Below are 18,601 nucleotides of genomic sequence, written 5' to 3'. Positions count from 1 at the left end.
AGGATCCGTGTAGGTCGAAGCAGAAGTCTCAAACCCCATAAACGACAAAGCCCCGAATAATCGGGGCTTTGTCGTACATAAGATGGCGGAGGCGATGGGATTCGAACTCATGGACCTGTTACAGTCGACGGTTTTCAAGACCGTTGCCTTAAACCACTCGGCCACACCTCCGTTGCGTTGCGGGCGCCAGAATACCTGAAAGCAACACCCAGTCAAACTCTCTGCATGGCTTGTTACAGAGCGTCTGTTATGATCTTTGCGACTGAACGTTTCAAACCAACAGGAGTGTCGCCATGCGCGAACAGGATTACGCAGTTAATAACAGCGTGCAGGCTGAGCAGCTAGAGGTTAGCCGCGTCCTGCGCAACACTTACGGCCTACTGGCTCTCACCCTCGCATTCAGCGGTGTGATGGCTTTCGTTGCCCAGCAGATGCGCGTTGGCTACCCGAACATTTTCGTGGTGCTGATCGGCTTCTACGGGCTGTTCTTCCTCACCAACAAACTCCGTGATTCCGCGTGGGGCCTGGTGTCCGCGTTTGCGCTCACCGGTTTCATGGGTTTCCTGCTCGGCCCGATCCTCAACCGTTACTTGGGTATGCAGGGCGGCGCTGAAGTGGTCAGCTCGGCGTTCGCGATGACTGCACTGGTGTTCGGTGGTCTGTCGGCTTACGTACTGATCACCCGCAAGGACATGAGCTTCCTCGGTGGTTTCATCACCGCTGGGTTCTTCGTGTTGCTGGGCGCAACGCTGGCCAGTTTCTTCTTCCAGATCAGCGGCCTGCAACTGGCGATCAGCGCAGGTTTCGTGCTGTTTTCGTCCGTCTGCATCCTGTTCCAGACCAGCGCCATCATCCACGGCGGCGAGCGTAACTACATCATGGCGACCATCAGCCTGTATGTATCGATCTACAACCTGTTCATCAGCTTGTTGCAGATCTTCGGCATCATGAGCCGCGACGACTGATCGCAGCCCGCTTCAACAAGAAACCCGCTTCGGCGGGTTTTTTGTTGCCCGAGAAAAAGGGTTGTGGCTATTGACTCTCGAAATGCCGGGAAAGGCTGGCATCTTTTGAAATGACCTGCAGCCGTGAGCATGCAAAAACGGCTGCCAAAACTCAGGCCCGCCTTCTGAAGCACCAACACGAGCTGCGCCAGTGGTACTAGAGGCTGTGGCAGCATTGCGGTCCGTTAGCGGCCAGACCTACACATCAGGTCTCGACATCGACCTCGGCGCCTCCACCATCGGCAGGTCTGGAAAGATCCGAGCAATTGCGCCCCAGACCTGCAACAACTGCTCGAATAAACCGCTGTAGCCTCTGGATGTCTTGGCGTCCGGAGGTTTCAATCAGTTGACCACGATGCTGCCGTCGGCCTGTTGTTTGTAAATCGTATAGGGCAACAGCAAAGTGTCGAGGATGCCCGAGGCGGCCGCATCGACTAACAGGCCGAACGAGGCGTTGTTGTGGCTGAACGCATCGACGTCTTCCGGCTTTTCTGCGTGCAGCATGCAGAAGTCGTAGGTCACGCCGCTGTAGATTCGGGGGACGGCGCCGCAGTAGGTTTTCTTGGTTTTGAGCTGCTCGGTCGCACTCTTATCGCTCAAAACAACGGTCTGTACCGTGCCGCACCCGGTCAGCAACATCGCTACCAGCATCAATGCCTGAATTTTCATACCGCCAATCCTTGCCGGAAAAACCTCAATCTACCCCGATCTTGCGCCCAATGCACTCAAGCCATCGGTGGCAAACGACGCTTGACCGGGGTCTTCTTGACGATTGCCGTATTGGTTTCGGCCAGGGTATTGAGGCGATCGAGCAGGGTGTCGAGTTGCTCCATCGAGCGCACATGCAGTCGGGCGATAAAGCAGTCCTCGCCCGTCACCTTGTCGCACTCGGTGAATTCTGGAATCGACATGATCTGCCGCTCAACCTCTTGAAGCTGCCCCGGCAGCGGACGGACGCGGACGATGGCCTGTAATTGATAACCGAAGCACTTCGGATCAATCTCCACGGTAAAGCCCTTGAGCACGCCGCGTTCTTCCAGGCGCCGCAAGCGCTCGGCCACGCTGGGCGAGGACAGGCCACTGATCTGGGCCAGCGCCTTGAGCGAGCGCCGCGAATCTTCCATCAGTGCGCTGATGAGTATCCGGTCGATATCGTCGGTCATGAATTCAACTCCAGTATTAGGCTGTCTGCGTAAATAACCCGCGATAAGAAAGGCAGAAATCGAGTTTATCCTGTTTATTGCGCTGGAGCGGCCGCGTGCCTGCTTGGCATACTTTTGCCACGCTTTCCTCCAACGTAAAGGAGATTTGATGATGGACAACACACTTCGTCGTGGCTCAATCGAGATGACCGCCGCCATGCTGATATCCGGGACAATCGGCTGGTTCGTGCTGATGTCCGGGCAGCCGGTGCTCGATGTGGTGTTCTGGCGCTGCGTGTTCGGTGCCGTCACCTTGCTGTTGATTTGCGCGGCGTTCGGTCTTCTACGCCCGGGCATTGTGACCCGCGCCACGTTCTTGCTGGCGGTACTCAGCGGCGCGGCGATTGTCGGTAACTGGGTATTGTTGTTCGCCTCGTACTCTCGGGCTTCGATTGCCATCGGCACGGCGGTGTACAACGTGCAGCCGTTTATGCTGGTCGGATTGGCAGCATTGTTTCTCGGCGAGAAAATCACCTTGCAGAAGCTGTTCTGGCTGGGGATTTCATTTATGGGGATGCTGGCGATTGTCAGTGCCCACGGCCAGCAAGGCGAGGGCGGTGATGACTATCTGATCGGCGTCTCCCTGGCGTTAGGCGCGGCGCTTCTCTATGCGATGGCAGCGATGATCATCAAGCGCCTGACTGGCACGCCGCCGCACCTGATCGCACTGATTCAGGTGTGCACCGGGGTACTGCTGCTCGCGCCGTTCGCGCATTTCAGCGAGTTGCCGCAAGCGCCGGGTGCGTGGGCCAGTCTGCTGGCGCTGGGCATCGTCCACACCGGCCTTATGTACGTGCTGTTGTACGGCGCGATTCAGAAGTTGCCGACCGCACTGACCGGCGCACTGTCCTTCATCTACCCGATTGCCGCGATTTTCGTCGACTGGTTCGCCTTCGGCCATCGCCTGGAAGTGCTCCAGTGGGGGGGAGTGGCCGCGATCCTGCTGGCGGCCGCCGGTATGCAAAGGGGGTGGGGGTTCAAGAGTCGGCGACTGGTAACGCCGTAGCCCTCAGATGTTCCAGCGCGGCGCGGTTTTCGCCAAGCGCTGGCGCATCTCAGCGACGTTCGCGGCGAGTTGCCGGGTCAACAAGCGATAGCCATCCAGCGGGCTGTAGACGGGGGCGTCAAGGCTGGCATCCGGCAACTCCAACGAGCGATCCAGTCGCTGCGTTGCGCCGGATTTCAGGGCGCGGGCCATGCCGATCAATTGCACGCGAATCTGCCGGTGCTCGGCCTGTAACGCCGATTGCAGGTGCGCCATGGCGTGCGGGTCGTTGGCATCCGGGCGGGTGTTGCCGAGGATCTCCAGCGTGCTGATGCACATGCGCAGGTTGCGCTGAATCGCATCGAGCTCTGTCATCGAGACTTTCACTTCCTTGGACACCGACGGCATCAGAGAGCGCAGTTGCACCATTACACCGCTCAAGCGCCCCATCAGTTTCAGATGCTCATCAGCGCTGACCGCTTGGCCACTGATGATCCGCCCATACACGGTGGCGCAGTCGCGCAAGGCGTCGGCCAGTTTGTAGCGCCAGGAATACACCGCGTACAGCGGCAGGGCGAAGGAGAACGCCAGGGCCAGCGCAATGCCGATCAGAATATCGACCCCACGCCATAACCCGTCAGTGATCGGATTGTCGCCGTGCCCGGCGACAATGAAAACGGTAATCGCCGAGAGCAGGGCGGTGTAGCCACCCTTGCCGATGGCGTGATAGGAGAAAAAACCGCAGACCACCGCCATGGCGAAGTACGTCAGCCACGGCATCCCAAGCCACGCCTGCTGAGCCACCAGCAGCAAACCCACACCGGCGCCGATCAAGGTGCCGGTGGCGCGTTCGGCGGCTTTCTTGCCGATATTGCCGTGGTGCTGCAAGCCACCGATCACCACCAGCATGGTCACGGACGCCCACTCGCCGTGGGGCAGGTTGATGCCGGTGGTCAGCAGGATGGTCGCCAACAACCCCAATGCCACCCGCACCGCGTGGATCAGTCGGGCGTGTCGGTAGCGCCGATACGGGTCCAATAACGGACGCAGGATTCGGCGCAACAGCGGTGGCAGTCGGTGGTTGCTGAACGTACTCAGTGCATGGCCCTCGTCAGAAGATGTAATCGGTGGTCAGGAAGCTCGAATCGCGTCCTCGAATGATTTCGCTGATCAGATCCTTGTTGCTGTCCTGGTACTTGGTCGCCACCAGTGTGCGGATCGAAAACACCCGCAGTGCATCGTGTACCGACAACGTACCTTCGGCGGAGTTCTTGCGACCGTTGAACGGATAGGTGTCCGGGCCGCGCTGGCACTGGGCGTTGAGGTTAATCCGTCCGACCTGATTGGCGAAGGTGTCGACCAGACGCCCGACCGCTACCGGGTTGGTGCCAAAGATACTCAGTTGCTGACCGAAGTCCGATTCCAGCACGTAATCGATCACGGTATCGAGATGGCGGTACGGCACGATCGGCACCACCGGGCCAAACTGCTCCTCCTGATAGATGCGCATCTGCGGATTCACCGGGTACAGCACCGCCGGGTAGAAGAATGACTCGCGGGATTCACCGCCGTTGGGGTTGACCACCTCGGCGCCCTTGCTGCGCGCATCCGCCACCAGAGCATGCAGATAATCGACCTTGCCCGACTCTGGCAGTGGCGTCAGCGACACGCCGCTGTCCCACGGCATGCCGGGTTTGAGCGTAGCCAGTCTGGCGTTGAATTTCTCTATGAAGCTATCAACGACATCCTCATGGACAAACAGGATCTTCAGCGCCGTGCAGCGTTGGCCGTTGAACGACAGCGAGCCGGTGACGGCTTCGCTGACCGCATTGTCCAGATCGACTTCCGGCAGGACGATGCCGGGGTTCTTTGCATCCAGCCCCAACGCGGCACGCAAACGGTGAGGTTTGGGGTGCAGTTTTTTCAGGTCGCTGGCGGCTTTGTTGGTGCCGATGAACGCGAAGATATCGATTTTGCCGCTGGCCATCAGCGCACTGACGGTTTCGCGGCCGCTGCCGTAGATCACGTTGATTACGCCCGTGGGGAAGCTGTCGCGAAACGCTTCGAGCAAGGGGCGAATCAGCAGGACGCCGAGCTTGGCCGGTTTGAACACCACGGTGTTGCCCATGATCAGCGCCGGGATCAGCGTGGTGAAGGTCTCGTTCAGCGGATAGTTGTAAGGCCCCATGCACAGGGCCACGCCGAGCGGCACGCGGCGGATCTGGCCGAGCGTGTCCTGTTCCAGCTCGAAACGGCTGGAGCGGCGGTCGAGTTCTTTCAGGGCATTGATGGTGTCGACGATGTAGTCGCAGGTACGGTCGAACTCTTTTTCCGAGTCCTTGAGGTTCTTGCCGATCTCCCACATCAGCAGTTTGACCACGGCATCACGCTGCTGACGCATCCGGCCGAGGAAGGCTTCGACGTGCTGGATACGTTCGGCCACACGCAGGGTCGGCCACAAGCCCTGGCCCCGGTCGTAGGCGCGGACGGCGGCGTCGAGGGCGGTGAGGGCGGTGTCGGCGTCGAGCAGCGGTGTGCTGCCGAGGATCACTTGTTCGTCGCCGTTCTCGCCGTGATTCAAGTACACCGGGCTGCGCACGGTGGCGAGAGGGCCATCCCAGCGGCGCAGTTCGCCGTCGACCAGGTATTCGCGTTGCTCGACCTGACCGTCGAGGCGGTATTTTTCCGGGATGTCGCTGACAGAAGGGAACAGGTTGCCAAGGATATTTGCTGTGGTCATGTCGCTACCCCGTGTTGGATGTCCGCGTGCATTTGGAAAAGTCTGTACAGGTTATACGCCTGAATGCGCCGAAATTTAAACCTGCAAATGTCACCTGAATGTCACGCAGAGGCGCGGAACAGAGCTTTAAGGCACATATGAAACCTCATCCCGGCTTTGGACCGTGGTGTGTCGAAAATCCGCTGCTGGCCCCCGAAGCCCCCCTCACTGTCCCGCAATGCCCTCAACCCGCTGACGTGCCTGCCTTAAGGTTTGATCACAACAATAAGCGGTATCCCACGCGAGGATCGTTATGCGGGCATTGCGGTTTACCTTCCTGATGGTGCTGTCGATGGCACTGCTCGGTTGTGGCGATGAGGTCAACTCCCCAGCCACCCACAGCAGCGCCACCCCCGCCGATCCGGCGCTGGCGCAGATCTACAGCAACAGTTGCCAACTCTGCCACGCCAATCCCGCGGCCAATGCACCGCTCACCGGCGACCGTAAAGCGTGGGAACCGCGTATCCAGCAAGGTGCCGACACGCTCCTGGACCACGCCATCAACGGTTACAACGCGATGCCGCCGATGGGCCAATGCGTCGAGTGCACCGAAGACCAATTCCTGCAATTGATCGGTTTCATGGCCGACCAGCCCCTCCCTCAATAAGGTGCCCGGCATGACGATGGATTTGACACGGCGTCAGTTGTTGCAACGGGCAGGCATCTTCGGCGCCTTCACTGCGTTGGCGAGCAACCCGGCCCTGGGCCAGTTGATGCGCGCGCCACGGCTGATTCCCTGGCGCAACTGGTCGGGGGGGCAGAGTTGCCTGCCGGCGGCGCGACTGGCGCCGAAAAACCTCGATGAACTGACGATGTTGATCCGTCAGGCCCAAGGCAAAATCCGCCCGGTCGGTTCGGCACATTCCTTCAGTGCTCTGGTGCCCACCGACGGCACGCTGATATCGCTGAGCTACTTCAACGGTCTGCTCGACCACGACCCGAAAACCCTGCAAGCCGAATTCGCCGCGGGCACTCCGATGTCGCGCATGGGTGTGCCGTTGAAAGAGATCGGCCAAGCCCTACACAACATGGCTGACATCGATTATCAAACCCTCGCCGGAGCGATTGCCACCTCGACTCACGGCACCGGCAAAACCTTTCAGTCCTACTCGGCTCACGTCTGCGGCCTGCAACTGGTCACGGCCAACGGCGAGGTGCTGGACTGCGACAGTCAGCGCCATCGCGAAGTGTTCAACGCCGCTCGCGTCTCCCTCGGTGCGCTTGGCGTGGCGACAAGAATCCGTTTGCAAAACCGCCCGGCCTATCGTTTGCGCGAAACCCAATGGATCGCCAGGACCGAAGAACTGCTCGAAGATCTGGACAAGAACACCCGTGAAAACCAGCACTGGGAAATGCTCGTCGTCACCCATTCCGATTACGCCTTGTCCATCGCCCTCAACGAAACCGACGACCCGGCCACGCCACCGATCAGCCCTGAAGAGGAGGGCGGCAACGCGTTCGTGACCCTGATCGAGAAGATCGACAAGTACGGCAGCGACTTCCCTGATTTGCGCCGCACGCTGCTCAACAACCTGCGGCATCTGGCGAGTTTCGATGAGCGGGTAGGCGACTCGTTCGACATCTACGCCAACGTACGCACCGTGCGTTTCAATGAGATGGAGTACTCGGTGCCCGCCGAACACGGCCCAGCGTGCCTGCGCGAAATCCTCAAGCTGATTCAGGACAAAGACCTGCGCACCTGGTTTCCCATCGAGTACCGCTACGTCAAGGCTGACAACATCCCGCTGAGCATGTTCGAGGGCCGCGACAGCTGTTCGATCTCGGTGCATCAGCACTATCAAATGGACCACCACAACTTTTTTGCGGCCGTCGAGCCGATCTTCTGGAAGTACAACGGCCGGCCACACTGGGGCAAGTTGCACACGCTCAATGCGAGCACCTTGCAGCCGCTGTACCCGCGCTGGCGCGAGTTTGTCGAGGTGCGTCAGGCACTGGATCCCAGCGGGCGGTTTCTCAATGCGCATCTGTCGTCGATATTGGGGGTGAGCTGATGGCGGTCAATCGACGCAATTTTCTCCTCGGCACGCTGGGTGTCGGCGCTTTGTCAGTGGGCGTGGGCGTCTGGCTGCGACCGAGTGATCGTGGCGGCCCGTACAGCGAGTATTTCCGCGCGCTGAATAAAGAGTTGAAGGACAACGGACCGATGCGCCCGGTGTTGTTGATCGATCTGGATCGCCTCGATCACAACATCGACGTGGTGATGCAGTCGGTCAAACGCGGCGGCAAGCAATTGCGTCTGGTGGAGAAATCTCTGCCGTCACCGGGGTTGTTGAGCTACATCGCACAGCGGGCCGGGACGCAGAAGCTGATGTCGTTTCATCAGCCGTTTCTCAATCACGATGCTGTCACGTTTCCCCAGTCCGACATCCTGCTCGGCAAGCCGTTGCCGGTGAGGTCGGCTGAGCTGTTTTATCAAACCCACAAAGGTCCGTTCGACCCGTCGAAGCAATTGCAATGGCTGCTCGACGGGCCTGAACGGCTGCAGCAATACCTGGCGTTGGCACAGGGGCTGGGCACGCGGATGCGCATCAACATTGAACTCGATGTCGGCCTGCATCGCGGCGGCGTCAGTGATGTGAATGTGCTTGGGCAGATGCTCAGCCTGATCAGCACCAATGCGCAGCATCTGCAATTCGCCGGGTTCATGGGTTACGACCCGTTCGTGGGCATGGGCGTGCCGGACATTCTCGGTTCGCCCGAAGAGCTTCTTGCCAAGGTCATGATGCGTTATCAGCGTTGCGTCGATTTCACCCGGCAGCAGTTTCCCGCGTTGTGGCACGACGGCTTGTGTCTTAACACCGCTGGCAGTCCGAGTTATCGCATTCATGAAAACGAGAAGCTCAGCACTGAAGTTTCGGTGGGGACGGCGATGCTCAAACCGACCCACTATGACCTGCCATCGCTGCTCGAGCACGAGCCAGCGGTTTATATCGCCACCCCGGTATTGAAAAGCACGGGCGCGGTGAACATCCCTGCACTGGATGACCAATCGAAGCTGTTTTCGTGGTGGGACACCAACCAGCGGCAGACCTTTTTCATCTATGGCGGCAACTGGATGGCCGAATTTGAATCGCCACCGGGTTTGCAAAGCAACAGCGTATACGGTCGCAGTTCCAACCAGGAGATGGTCAACGGCTCCAACGCCGTGGGCCTGACCCTCGAAGACCAAGTCTTCCTGCGTCCGACTCAGACCGAAGCCGTGCTGCTGCAATTCGGGGACTTGTTGGCGGTGCGCGGCGGAAAAATCGTCGACATCTGGCCGGTCTACACCTGAAAACGTGTGTCTGCCAAACACCCCAAAACCTGTGGGAGCAAGTCAGCGCCCACAGGAGGCGGGGTGCCTTTCAGATTCCATTCCCAAACGTCTGTAATGAAGCTTTTATGACAAAAGTTCGGTAGCACATCGCCATTCCGGTCATGCCTATGTAACGCGCTTGAGGGCCTTTCGGGGCGCTTTTCACAAGCCGAGGCGGGACGCCGGGAGTGAGGCAATGGGGACTATGGAACGCTACTCGAAAGTGGGCATGCAGGAGCTCGATCAGCGCTTGTCGAAGATCGTCGAGGCCGCGCGCAAGAAGCCGGTTTCGGTGTATCGCTACGGCGCGCCGTGGGTCTGGATCGTCTCGCAGGATGACTGGCAGGGCGCCTTGAAAGAGGTGTCCAGTTACATTCCGCCGGGCCATTCGCTGGTCTTGCTGCGCCCGCAGATCGATGACCTGCTCGACGCCCACCGCAACATCCTCCATGACCTCGACGCCGAACCCGGCATGTTGATCCCCGCGCAAACGGTCATGCACATCCTGTTGCTGCAGTTGCTGTACTCGGTACCCAGCGAGCAGCAACTCTACGAGCAGCTCAATTACAACCTGTTGTTCCGCTGGTTCGTCGGCCTGGGCCTGAACCATAAAGTCTGGAGCTTCAACATCCTCAGTCGCGACATCGCCACGCTGCTCAACAACCCGCGTGCGGTGCAGCTCATTCAAAAAATCATCGGCGAAGTGTTCTGCGGTGCCTTGCTGCAAATGCCTGAGTTCTCCTTGAACTTCGCGCTTCTGCACACCTGGCTCGGCAAGCACGCCTGCGCCTCAACAGCCAGCAATTGATGCAACACAGAGGGCGCTGAGGCGCCAACAGGTCATCGCGAATTCAGGGGGTAGTGTGGAACAGATTTTCACGTCACGGCTGGCGCTGTGGGGCTGGCTGCTGGTGGCGGTTGGCGCGCAGCCGGCATTGGCCGCGCCGGCCACCGAAAGTGCAGCGGCGCAGCGTCTGGTCGACGTCAACGAATACTTTGTGCGCGGCAACACCGTGCTTGATGCACGGGCCATCGAAGAGGCGGTGTACCCGTTCCTCGGTCCGCAAAAAGCGCTGAGCGACATCGAAGGTGCGCGCGACGCGTTGCAGAAGGTCTATCAGGAACGCGGCTATCAATCGGTGTTCGTCCAATTGCCGGAGCAAGCGGTAGCGGACGGCATCGTTTATCTGCAAGTCAGCGAAACCAAGGTCGGCCGGGTGCGCGTGGTCGGCGCCAAGCACTATTCGCCGCTTGACATCCGTGACGAAGTGCCAGCGCTCAAGGAGGGCGAGGTACCGGACTTCGCCAAGGTTCAGGGTGAACTGGCGCAACTGAACAAGACGCCCGGCCGGCAGGTCATGCCGCTGGTTCGCGAGGGCCAGCGCCCCGGCACCATGGACGTCGATTTGCAGGTTGAAGATCAGAACCCGTGGACGGCCAGCGTCGGTCTGAACAACGACTACAGCGCCGACACCGAAAAGCTGCGCACCGTCACCAGCCTTGGCTACAACAACCTCTGGCAGCTCGGCCACAGCATTTCCCTGACCTACTTCACCGCGCCGCAAGACACCGACAACGCCAAGGTCTGGTCGGGCGCTTATACCGCCCCGCTGACCGATCGCTGGAGCGTGCAGTTGTCCGGTTACCAGTCCGACAGCAACGTCGCCACCATTGGCGGCAGCAACGTGCTGGGCAAGGGCCATTCCTACGGGGTGTCGGCGATCTACATGCTGCCATCCAGCGGCAGTTGGTCGAACTCGTTGTCGGCGGGCGTCGACTTCAAGGACTTCGAAGAACGCCTGACCCTCTCCGGCGAGAGCGACAAGGTGCCACTGAAATACGCACCGTTCACCTTCGCCTACAACGGCTATCGCTACACCGAAAAGAGTCAGCTCGGCCTCGGTTTGAGCCTGGTCGCGGCCACTCGCAGCCTTTTTGGCTATGGCAGTTCCGACGAAGACTTCGACTACAAACGCTACCGCGCCAAGCCGAGTTTCGCCGTGCTCAAGGGCGACACCAGTTACACCTGGACCTTCGACAACGACTGGCAGAGCGCGAGCAAAGCCGCGTTTCAACTGGCGTCGGGGCCACTGGTTTCCAACGAACAATTTTCTGCCGGTGGCGCGACGTCGGTGCGCGGCTATCTGGCCGCCGAGCGCACGGGCGATGACGGTTTTCTGCTGAGCCAGGAACTGCGCACGCCCTCGCTGGCCAGGTTCGCCGGCACCTGGATGCAGGACTGGCGTTTCTATGCGTTTGCCGAAGGCGCGCAACTGTACCTGCGCGACGAACTGCCTGATCAGGACGCCAATTACGCCCTGGCCAGTGTCGGCCTCGGCACCCGCGCCAGCCTGAGCAAATGGCTGTCGGGCAGCCTCGACTGGGGTTATCCGCTACTCGAAGGGCCGAACACCTCGAAACAGGAATCGCGCCTGCACTTCAACCTTCAAGCCACTTTCTAAAGGAGCACGTTCATGCAGCGCCTCTTTCTTTCGTTGTTGATCTGCCTGGGCTTCGTGCTCCCGGCCACGGCTCAGGCCTGGTGGCAGGACGACTGGCACTACCGCAAACAAATCGCCGTCGACACCACGCCGCAAGGGGCGGCGATCAATCAGCCGCTGGGCCGCACCGCGCTACTGGTGCGCCTGCACACCGGCAACTTCACCTTCGACGGTGTGAAGGAGGACGGCTCGGACCTGCGCTTCGTCGCCGCCGATGACAAAACCGTACTCAACCATCAGATCGAAAGCTTCGACGCGCTGATGGGCATGGCGTTGATCTGGGTCGATGTGCCGAATGTCGAGGGCGGTCAGCGTCAGGACATCTGGATGTACTACGGCAATCAGAAGGCCCCGGCCACCGGCAACGGCCAACTGACCTTCGATCCGAATTACACTGCGCTGTATCACCTCGACGGTGCCACCGGCACCCCGGCCAAAGACACCACGGCCTACGGCAACACCGCGCAAAGTGCGACCGGCACGGCGATTGACGGTGTCATCGGGCGGGCCTTGCAGTTCAGCGGCCAACCGTTGCTGTTGCCGGCCAGCCCATCGTTGCAGCACAACGCTGGCAGTGCATTCACCTTCAGCGCCTGGCTGCGACTGGATCAGGCCGATGGCGAGCAACTGATTCTGGCCCGCCGAGAAGGTGCCAACAGTTTGCTGGCGGGGGTGAATCAGGGCGTGCCGTTCGTGGAAATCGACGGCCAGCGCGCCGTTGCCACGCAGCCGCTCAACCCCGGCCAATGGCAGCACGTCGCGCTGACGGCCGAAGGTGCCAAAGTCACCCTGTACATCAACGGTCGTGAGGGGGCAACACTGGCCCTGGCCATGCCGGCGTTCAATTCGGTCATGGCCATCGGCGCTGATCTGCAAGAAGGCCCTTATCTGCCGTTTGTAGGCGCCATCGACGAACTGCGCCTGTCAAAAGTCGCCCGCCCGGCGCCGTTGCTGCTCGCCGATGCCACCTCGCAGGGCGCCGAGTCGAAACTGGTCGCCTACGGCGTTGATGAAGAACAATCGGGCTTCGGGTTCGGCAGCCTCGGTTTCCTGCTCAACGCGGTACCGGTGGACGCCTGGGTGATCATCGCCGTGCTGGTGCTGATGATGTTCCAGTCATGGATCATCATGCTGCGCAAAAACCGCACCCTCAGCCGCGTGACGTCGGCCAACGAAGATTTCCGCGTGCAGTTCGCCAAGGTCGGCACGCGCCTGGAGATGTTTGCCGACGACGCGCAACTTGCCCAGCGCCTACAGCATTCGTCGCTGTGGCGCCTGTATCTGGTGGCCGTGAAAGAAATCCGCACCCGCCGTGAACAGGGCGCCGACACGTCATCGGTTTCGGCGGCGACCATCGAAGCCATTCGTTGCTCCATGGACGGTGTGCGTACCCGGGAAAACCAGCAACTGAGTTCGAAGCTCTCGACCCTGTCCAACGCCATCGCCGGTGGCCCCTACATCGGCCTGCTCGGCACGGTGCTGGGGATCATGGTGGTGTTCCTCGGTACCGCCATGGCCGGCGACGTCAACATTAACGCCATCGCACCCGGCATGGCCGCTGCCTTGCTGGCGACAGCGATGGGTCTGTTCGTCGCGATCCCGGCGCTGTTTGGCTACAACCGCCTGATCACCCGCAACAAGGAAGTCAGCGCCGACATGCGCGTGTTCGTCGACGAATTCATCACGCGTCTGGCGGAGATGCATGGCGAAAGCCAGTTCAGTGAGGCGTCGCACTCGCGCGGCCATCACGCCAACCACTCCGTACCGGCCTGAGGAGCACTGACATGGCGTCCGTAAATGCCTCCCACGACGATGACGAAGATTCAGCCGTCGACAGCATCAACATCACGCCGCTGGTGGACGTGCTGATGGTGGTGCTGGTGATGTTCATCCTCACAGCCACCGCGCAGGTGTCGGGAATCCAGATCAACCTGCCCAAGGCCAGCGCTGCGGTGTCGTTGTCCGAAGCCAAGACCAAGGCCATTTCGGTCAACGACGGCGGCCAGGTGTTCCTGGATGCCTACCCGGTGACCTTGGCCGAACTGGAAGAGCGTCTGCGCATCGAGAAGGCACAGAGCCCGGACTTCCCGGTGATCGTGCGCGGTGACGCCACGGTGCAGTACCAGAAAGTCATTGAAGTGCTGGATCTGCTGCGCCGGCTCGAACTGTCCCAGGTCGGTCTCGTCACCGGCAAACCGAGTCAGGGCTGAGTCATGACCGCACAACTTCCGATCGAACCGCTGCCGGTGAAGAAGTCGCCCTTGCGCTATGCGAAGTGGGGCGCGGGGCTGATTCTCGCCGCACTCGCCGCGTGGTTCCTGTGGCAGTGGGCCAACGACATGAGCGGCATCCGCCGGGAAGCGCCGAAGGTGCCGACGATCATCCCGTTGCCACCACCACCACCACCTCCGCCGCCGGAGAAACCGCCGGAGCCGGAAACCCCGGTCGAGGAAAAAATCGTCGAGCCCGAACCAACGCCAGAGCCGCAAGAGGTCAAGCCCGAAGAGGAAGCACCGCCATCGCCGGCGGACGATCTGGCCAACCCGATGCAAATGGATGGCGATGCGCAGTCCGGCAACGACGCCTTCAACATCGGCGCGGGCAAGGGCGGCGGCATGGTGGGCGCCGGAGGCGGGCGGTTGGGTAACGGCACTTACAGCCAGTTCCTCGCGTTCACGTTCCAGAAGCTGCTGCGCGAGAGCCCTGAACTGCGCAACCTCGCGTTCACCTTGCAGGCCGATGTGTGGCTGAGCAGCGTCGGCGAGATCACCCGGGTCGAGCTGATCAAGTCCAGCGGCAACCCTGAAATCGACACGCAGGTTTTGGCGGCGCTGCGCAATGCGCCGCACTTAAGCGAACGGCCACCGGCCTCCATGACTTTGCCTGTGCGCCTGTCCCTGCAAGGGCGGCGTGCGGGTTAACCGAATTCTTACAGTTTTGCCAAAAGGAGTTGTGTGCAGATGATTTCCAATGTGAATCGATTGTCCCTGGCGGTCGGCATGGTCATCGCGACCCTGGTCGGTCAGGCCGCAGCAGCGCCTGCGCCTTCGGAAAACGCCACGATCAATCTGATCCGCTTGCTGGTCGAGCAGGGCATTTTGAAGCAGGACAAGGCCGACGCACTGATCGCTCAGGCGCAGAACGAGGCCGTCCAGGCCAAGCAGGCCGCTGCCTCCACCGCCGTGGCGGCAGGCCCCGTCGCCGCGCCTGGCGATGTGCGTGTGCAGTACGTGCCGGCGGCGGTGCGTGATCAGATCCGCGATCAGGTCAAAGCCGAAGTCATGGCCACCGCCAAGCAGGAAAACTGGGCTGCGCCCAACACCTTCCCCGACTGGGCATCGCGCATCAGCTTTGACGGCGACATTCGTTTGCGGGACGAATCGCGCTACTACTCCGACAGCAACAGCAACGAAATCGTCGACTTCGCCAAGCTCAACAACAACGGCCCGTATGACGTGAACCCCAACAGCAGCACCAGTCTGCCGCCGCTGCTCAATACCCGCGAAGATCGCACCAACCAGTTCCGCATTCGTGCACGTCTGGGCATGAAAGCGGTGATCTCGCCAGAGTGGACCGCCGGCATCCGCATCGGCACCGGCTCGGACAACAATCCGGTATCGACCACGCAAAGCCTCGGCGGTGGCTTCGCCAAAAAAGACATCTGGCTCGACCAGGGTTATCTGACCTGGAAACCGTCGGATAAGCTGACGCTCACCGGCGGGCGTTTTGCCAACCCGTTCATGTCCACCGACATGCTCTATTCCAACGACCTTAACTTCGACGGTGTGGCGGCGATTTTCGACCACAAACTCAATCGTGATTGGGGCGTGTTCGGCACCGTCGGCGCGTTCCCGGTGGACTACACAAACGACACCACCAGCAGCAACGGTTTCGACAAGCAAGAGAGCGACAACAAATGGCTGTACGGCGCGCAAATCGGCGCCAAATGGGCGGTCAACAGCAACAACCGCTTGAAGGGTGCGCTGGCTTATTACCGCTTCGACGACATCGAAGGCCAGCGCTCCAGCCCTTGCGAACCGTGGGCCGGCGCACCGGGTTGCGACAGCGACGGCAGCCGCGCAGCGTTCATGCAGAAGGGCAACAGCGTGTTCCTGCTGCGTGACATCACGTCGAACCCGCTCAACCCGACGACCACGCCGCAACCGCAATACGTCGGCCTGGCGTCCGAGTTCAACCTGCTCGATCTGAACCTGGTGTGGGACGCCGACTTGCCGCAAGACTTCAAGCTGCGCAGCCAGGGCAACTACATCCATAACCTCAGCTACGACGAAGGCGACATGCGCAAGCGTTCGGCCGGGCAAATCGTCAACAACCTCGACAGCAATGGCGATATCGAAAGCGGCGCCAATGCGTGGATGGTGCAGTTCACCCTCGGCAACGCCCTGGACCTGAAGAAGCAGGGCGACTGGAATATGTTCGCCGGCTACAAGTACATCCAGCCGGACGCCTTGCCGGACGGCTTTAACGACTCGACGTTCCACCTCGGTGGCACCAACGCCAAAGGTTATTTCATTGGCGGCAACTACGGTCTGGCGAAGAACGTTTTTGCGACCGGCCGCTGGTTGAGCACCGAGGCGGTATATGGCGCGCCGTTCGACATCGACGTCTTGCAGCTTGAGATCAACACGCGCTTCTAAGGCGCCGGGAGAGGGTTATGAACACGCGATTGTTGTTGCTGGGCCTTGGGATGTTGGTTGCCACCGGCGCCAGTGCCGAGGGCATGGAGGAGCGCTTGCGTACGCAATTGCGTAGCACCACCCAGCAGTTGCAGGCCTTGCAAAGTCAGCAGGCTCAGGCCAGCGCTGCGCAACTGGCAGCGCAAAACGAGGCTAAGGCTGCGCAGGCGCAAATCAAGCAATTGACCGCTGAACTGGCCAAGGTCAAAGGCGTCGCCGAGCAATTGGCCGGGCAGCAGCAGAGCCTGCACAGCCAGGCGCAGGCGCAAGTGGCGGCCAGCGCTGAGCAGACCGGCAAGTACAAGAAGGCCTATGACGAGTTGTTGGTCATGGCCCGTGCGAAAGAAGCCGAGCGTTCCAGGCTACAAGCGCAATTGACTGAACGTGACACACAAGTGCAGCAATGTTCAGTCAAGAATCAGCAGATGTACGGCGTCGCCAAGCAGATCCTCAGTGCCTACGAAAACATCGATGTGGCCGAAGTGATAAAGATCCGCCAGCCCTTCGCGGGCAGCGCCCGGGTCAAGTTCGATGAACTGGCCCAGGGGTTTGGCGACGAGCTCTACAAGACTCAATTCGACGCGCCGCAAGCCGCGCTCGCGCACTGATAAACAAGGAAGAAACAATGACTCAATTGATCACCCACGTTTCCCCGCAATCGCTGACCGACGTCCTGCAAGCGGCCGGTTATCGCGTCAACCAGACCGAACAGAACGGCATCGTCCAATTGCTCAGCGCCAGTCAGGGCATCGGTTATGCCGTGCGTTTCGGCAACCCGGCGGTGGAGCAGGGCACCTACGTCGATTTCACGTTCAGTTGTGCGCTGCGCGTGCAGGGTGAGCTGCCACAAGGTGTGGCCGAGCAGTGGAACGCGACGCGACGTTTTGCACGGCTGTCGTTGCAGGGCGAGTTTCTGGTGATGGAAATGGACGTGGTGCTGGCCGCCGGCGTGAGCAGCGATCACCTGCGCGGCAATCTGGAACTGTGGGATCGCTTGCTGCAGGAATTCATCGTTTATCTGCGTGACTTCAGCCAGGCCGCTCACGCCTCGACTGCAAAAGTTGCCGTCGCCGAGCAAGAGGAAGTCGCGCTGTGAAAAAGCCTGCCATGGTGATTGGCGCTGGAGCAGTGGCGCTGTTGGTGGTAGCCCTGGCACTGGTGCTGCGGCCGGGCAGTGATCCGGTCGCCGCCCAGCAACCGGCACCGGTGTCGACGGCGGTAACGGGGCCGGCGGTCGCGCGGTTGGGTAATCAGCAGGTTTCGCCTGACGAATTGCAGGCACTGCTGGCGGCCGTACCGCCAGAAACCCGCGAACAACTGCGCGGTAATCGTGAAGCGCTGGAGCGCTGGATACGCACGCGACTGGCCGAGAAAACCGTGCTGGAGCAGGCCGATGCGCAGGGTTGGGCGCAGCGCCCGGACGTCGCGCGACAAACTCGGGCGGCGACTGAGCAGATCGTCTTTCGCGATTACCTGCGTTCGGTCAGTGAGGTGCCGGCCGATTACCCGAGTGCGACCGAGTTGCAGAAGGAGTATGACGCCGGCAAGGTGAACTGGCAGACCCCGGCGCTGTATCGGGTCAGCCAGATTTTTCTTGGGGTGAATGAAACGCAGACTCTTGACGCCGTGCGCAAGCAGGCGCTCGATCTGAGCAAAAAAGCGCAGGCGACACCGGCGGAGTTTGCCGCGCTGGCGATTCAGTATTCCCAAGATCGCGTCACCGCTGAGCGTGGTGGTGATACCGGTTTGCAACCGTTGCAGCAACTCGTTCCTGAGGTGCGCGGTGCTGTGGCGCGGCTGAAGGTCGGCGCGGTGTCTGAGCCGGTGCAAAGTGCGGCCGGTTTCCATGTGATCAAACTCACCGAACAACAACCCGCGCGCACTGCGACACTGGATGAACTGCGCGATCAACTGACGCAGGCCTTGCGTGCCCAGCGTCAGGAGCAGATTGCGCAGGCGTATCTGGACGGGATGCTCAACACGGCGACGCTGAGTATCGACGGGGCGCAACTCAATAAAGTCCTCGAGGAAAAACACTGATTTTTTATCCGATACAAAAACTTTGGGAGTCTGATTCAGAAATTTTTCACAGTGCATAAAGCCAATAAAATACAAAG

At 60.5% G+C, this 18,601-nt stretch carries 18 protein-coding genes and 1 tRNA gene; 14 read left to right on the top strand and 5 right to left on the bottom strand.

Features of this window, described 5'->3' with window-relative positions; genetic code table 11:
* Positions 1-83 precede the first annotated feature (83 nt).
* Positions 84-171, bottom strand: a tRNA-Ser gene (locus tag ACIOWA_RS16275).
* Positions 172-293: 122 nt separating this feature from the next.
* Here ACIOWA_RS16275 and ACIOWA_RS16270 point away from each other — a divergent pair.
* On the top strand, positions 294-965 hold the full coding sequence (locus ACIOWA_RS16270) for a Bax inhibitor-1/YccA family protein (protein ID WP_008081508.1): 672 nt from the start codon (positions 294-296) through the stop codon (positions 963-965).
* Between the two features lie 381 nt (positions 966-1,346).
* Here ACIOWA_RS16270 and ACIOWA_RS16265 read toward each other — a convergent pair whose 3' ends face one another.
* Both ACIOWA_RS16265 and ACIOWA_RS16260 read right to left on the bottom strand, forming a co-directional pair.
* Positions 1,347-1,673 (bottom strand): YceK/YidQ family lipoprotein, encoded by a 327-nt coding sequence (locus ACIOWA_RS16265; RefSeq protein ID WP_339495912.1) that lies wholly within the window; start codon positions 1,671-1,673, stop codon positions 1,347-1,349.
* A 56-nt stretch (positions 1,674-1,729) separates the two neighbouring features.
* Positions 1,730-2,167, bottom strand: coding sequence for an Lrp/AsnC family transcriptional regulator (locus ACIOWA_RS16260; RefSeq protein WP_339466709.1), 438 nt, complete (start codon positions 2,165-2,167; stop codon positions 1,730-1,732).
* Between the two features lie 151 nt (positions 2,168-2,318).
* Here ACIOWA_RS16260 and ACIOWA_RS16255 point away from each other — a divergent pair, with 151 nt between their 5' ends.
* On the top strand, positions 2,319-3,212 hold the full coding sequence (locus ACIOWA_RS16255) for a DMT family transporter (protein ID WP_339495913.1): 894 nt from the start codon (positions 2,319-2,321) through the stop codon (positions 3,210-3,212).
* Between the two features lie 3 nt (positions 3,213-3,215).
* On the opposite strand, the gene ACIOWA_RS16250 is transcribed toward ACIOWA_RS16255, so the two are convergent.
* Positions 3,216-4,256, bottom strand: a complete 1,041-nt coding sequence (locus ACIOWA_RS16250; protein ID WP_339466723.1) for an FUSC family protein — start codon at positions 4,254-4,256, stop codon at positions 3,216-3,218.
* A gap of 46 nt (positions 4,257-4,302) precedes the next feature.
* Positions 4,303-5,931 (bottom strand): NADP-dependent glyceraldehyde-3-phosphate dehydrogenase, encoded by a 1,629-nt coding sequence (locus ACIOWA_RS16245; RefSeq protein ID WP_339466705.1) that lies wholly within the window; start codon positions 5,929-5,931, stop codon positions 4,303-4,305.
* 292 nt (positions 5,932-6,223) lie between these two features.
* Here ACIOWA_RS16245 and ACIOWA_RS16240 point away from each other — a divergent pair, with 292 nt between their 5' ends.
* The 12 genes from ACIOWA_RS16240 to ACIOWA_RS16185 all read left to right on the top strand — a co-directional run bounded on the left by ACIOWA_RS16240 (position 6,224) and on the right by ACIOWA_RS16185 (position 18,524).
* The gene (locus ACIOWA_RS16240) at positions 6,224-6,577 is read left to right on the top strand and encodes a c-type cytochrome (RefSeq protein WP_401160714.1); all 354 of its coding nucleotides are present in this window, start codon (positions 6,224-6,226) and stop codon (positions 6,575-6,577) included.
* A 76-nt stretch (positions 6,578-6,653) separates the two neighbouring features.
* Complete coding sequence (locus tag ACIOWA_RS16235) at positions 6,654-7,982, top strand: D-arabinono-1,4-lactone oxidase (RefSeq protein ID WP_401160732.1); 1,329 nt, start codon at positions 6,654-6,656, stop codon at positions 7,980-7,982.
* 74 nt (positions 7,983-8,056) lie between these two features.
* A complete protein-coding gene (locus tag ACIOWA_RS16230) occupies positions 8,057-9,265 on the top strand; it encodes a DSD1 family PLP-dependent enzyme (protein ID WP_401160730.1) in 1,209 nt (402 codons plus the stop codon).
* Between the two features lie 217 nt (positions 9,266-9,482).
* Positions 9,483-10,094 carry a transposase gene (locus ACIOWA_RS16225; RefSeq protein ID WP_401160712.1) on the top strand — a complete coding sequence of 204 codons (612 nt, stop codon included), beginning with the start codon at positions 9,483-9,485 and terminating at the stop codon, positions 10,092-10,094.
* Between the two features lie 55 nt (positions 10,095-10,149).
* Complete coding sequence (locus tag ACIOWA_RS16220; protein ID WP_401160710.1) at positions 10,150-11,748, top strand: ShlB/FhaC/HecB family hemolysin secretion/activation protein; 1,599 nt, start codon at positions 10,150-10,152, stop codon at positions 11,746-11,748.
* Positions 11,749-11,760: 12 nt separating this feature from the next.
* On the top strand, positions 11,761-13,560 hold the full coding sequence (locus ACIOWA_RS16215; RefSeq protein WP_401160708.1) for a DUF2341 domain-containing protein: 1,800 nt from the start codon (positions 11,761-11,763) through the stop codon (positions 13,558-13,560).
* Between the two features lie 11 nt (positions 13,561-13,571).
* Entirely contained in the window at positions 13,572-13,997 is a 426-nt protein-coding gene (locus ACIOWA_RS16210) for a biopolymer transporter ExbD (protein WP_339466696.1), read from the top strand.
* A 3-nt stretch (positions 13,998-14,000) separates the two neighbouring features.
* A complete protein-coding gene (locus ACIOWA_RS16205) occupies positions 14,001-14,708 on the top strand; it encodes an energy transducer TonB (protein ID WP_401160706.1) in 708 nt (235 codons plus the stop codon).
* Between the two features lie 39 nt (positions 14,709-14,747).
* A complete protein-coding gene (locus ACIOWA_RS16200) occupies positions 14,748-16,445 on the top strand; it encodes a putative porin (RefSeq protein ID WP_401160704.1) in 1,698 nt (565 codons plus the stop codon).
* Positions 16,446-16,462: 17 nt separating this feature from the next.
* Positions 16,463-17,092 carry a DNA repair protein gene (locus ACIOWA_RS16195; RefSeq protein WP_401160702.1) on the top strand — a complete coding sequence of 210 codons (630 nt, stop codon included), beginning with the start codon at positions 16,463-16,465 and terminating at the stop codon, positions 17,090-17,092.
* A gap of 17 nt (positions 17,093-17,109) precedes the next feature.
* Positions 17,110-17,580: a YbjN domain-containing protein gene (locus ACIOWA_RS16190; protein ID WP_339495918.1), complete on the top strand. Its 471-nt coding sequence runs from the start codon at positions 17,110-17,112 to the stop codon at positions 17,578-17,580.
* Positions 17,577-18,524 carry a peptidylprolyl isomerase gene (locus ACIOWA_RS16185; RefSeq protein WP_401160700.1) on the top strand — a complete coding sequence of 316 codons (948 nt, stop codon included), beginning with the start codon at positions 17,577-17,579 and terminating at the stop codon, positions 18,522-18,524. Before ACIOWA_RS16190 ends, ACIOWA_RS16185 begins: the two co-directional genes overlap by 4 nt.
* Positions 18,525-18,601: the final 77 nt, after the last annotated feature.

The sequence above is a fragment of the Pseudomonas sp. NPDC087614 genome (assembly GCF_044743485.1).
Lineage (GTDB): Bacteria > Pseudomonadota > Gammaproteobacteria > Pseudomonadales > Pseudomonadaceae > Aquipseudomonas > Aquipseudomonas baetica_A.
Note: the sequence above shows the minus strand (reverse complement) of the source record. Positions and strands in the feature narration are given on the sequence as shown.

Coding starts and splice junctions, on each gene's coding strand:
- ACIOWA_RS16270 (WP_008081508.1), top strand. CDS start 294: ATGCGCGAACAGGATTACGCAGTTAATAACAGCGTGCAGGCTGAGCAG.
- ACIOWA_RS16265 (WP_339495912.1), bottom strand. CDS start 1,673: ATGAAAATTCAGGCATTGATGCTGGTAGCGATGTTGCTGACCGGGTGC.
- ACIOWA_RS16260 (WP_339466709.1), bottom strand. CDS start 2,167: ATGACCGACGATATCGACCGGATACTCATCAGCGCACTGATGGAAGAT.
- ACIOWA_RS16255 (WP_339495913.1), top strand. CDS start 2,319: ATGGACAACACACTTCGTCGTGGCTCAATCGAGATGACCGCCGCCATG.
- ACIOWA_RS16245 (WP_339466705.1), bottom strand. CDS start 5,931: ATGACCACAGCAAATATCCTTGGCAACCTGTTCCCTTCTGTCAGCGAC.
- ACIOWA_RS16240 (WP_401160714.1), top strand. CDS start 6,224: ATGCGGGCATTGCGGTTTACCTTCCTGATGGTGCTGTCGATGGCACTG.
- ACIOWA_RS16225 (WP_401160712.1), top strand. CDS start 9,483: ATGGGGACTATGGAACGCTACTCGAAAGTGGGCATGCAGGAGCTCGAT.
- ACIOWA_RS16215 (WP_401160708.1), top strand. CDS start 11,761: ATGCAGCGCCTCTTTCTTTCGTTGTTGATCTGCCTGGGCTTCGTGCTC.
- ACIOWA_RS16210 (WP_339466696.1), top strand. CDS start 13,572: ATGGCGTCCGTAAATGCCTCCCACGACGATGACGAAGATTCAGCCGTC.
- ACIOWA_RS16205 (WP_401160706.1), top strand. CDS start 14,001: ATGACCGCACAACTTCCGATCGAACCGCTGCCGGTGAAGAAGTCGCCC.
- ACIOWA_RS16200 (WP_401160704.1), top strand. CDS start 14,748: ATGATTTCCAATGTGAATCGATTGTCCCTGGCGGTCGGCATGGTCATC.
- ACIOWA_RS16195 (WP_401160702.1), top strand. CDS start 16,463: ATGAACACGCGATTGTTGTTGCTGGGCCTTGGGATGTTGGTTGCCACC.
- ACIOWA_RS16190 (WP_339495918.1), top strand. CDS start 17,110: ATGACTCAATTGATCACCCACGTTTCCCCGCAATCGCTGACCGACGTC.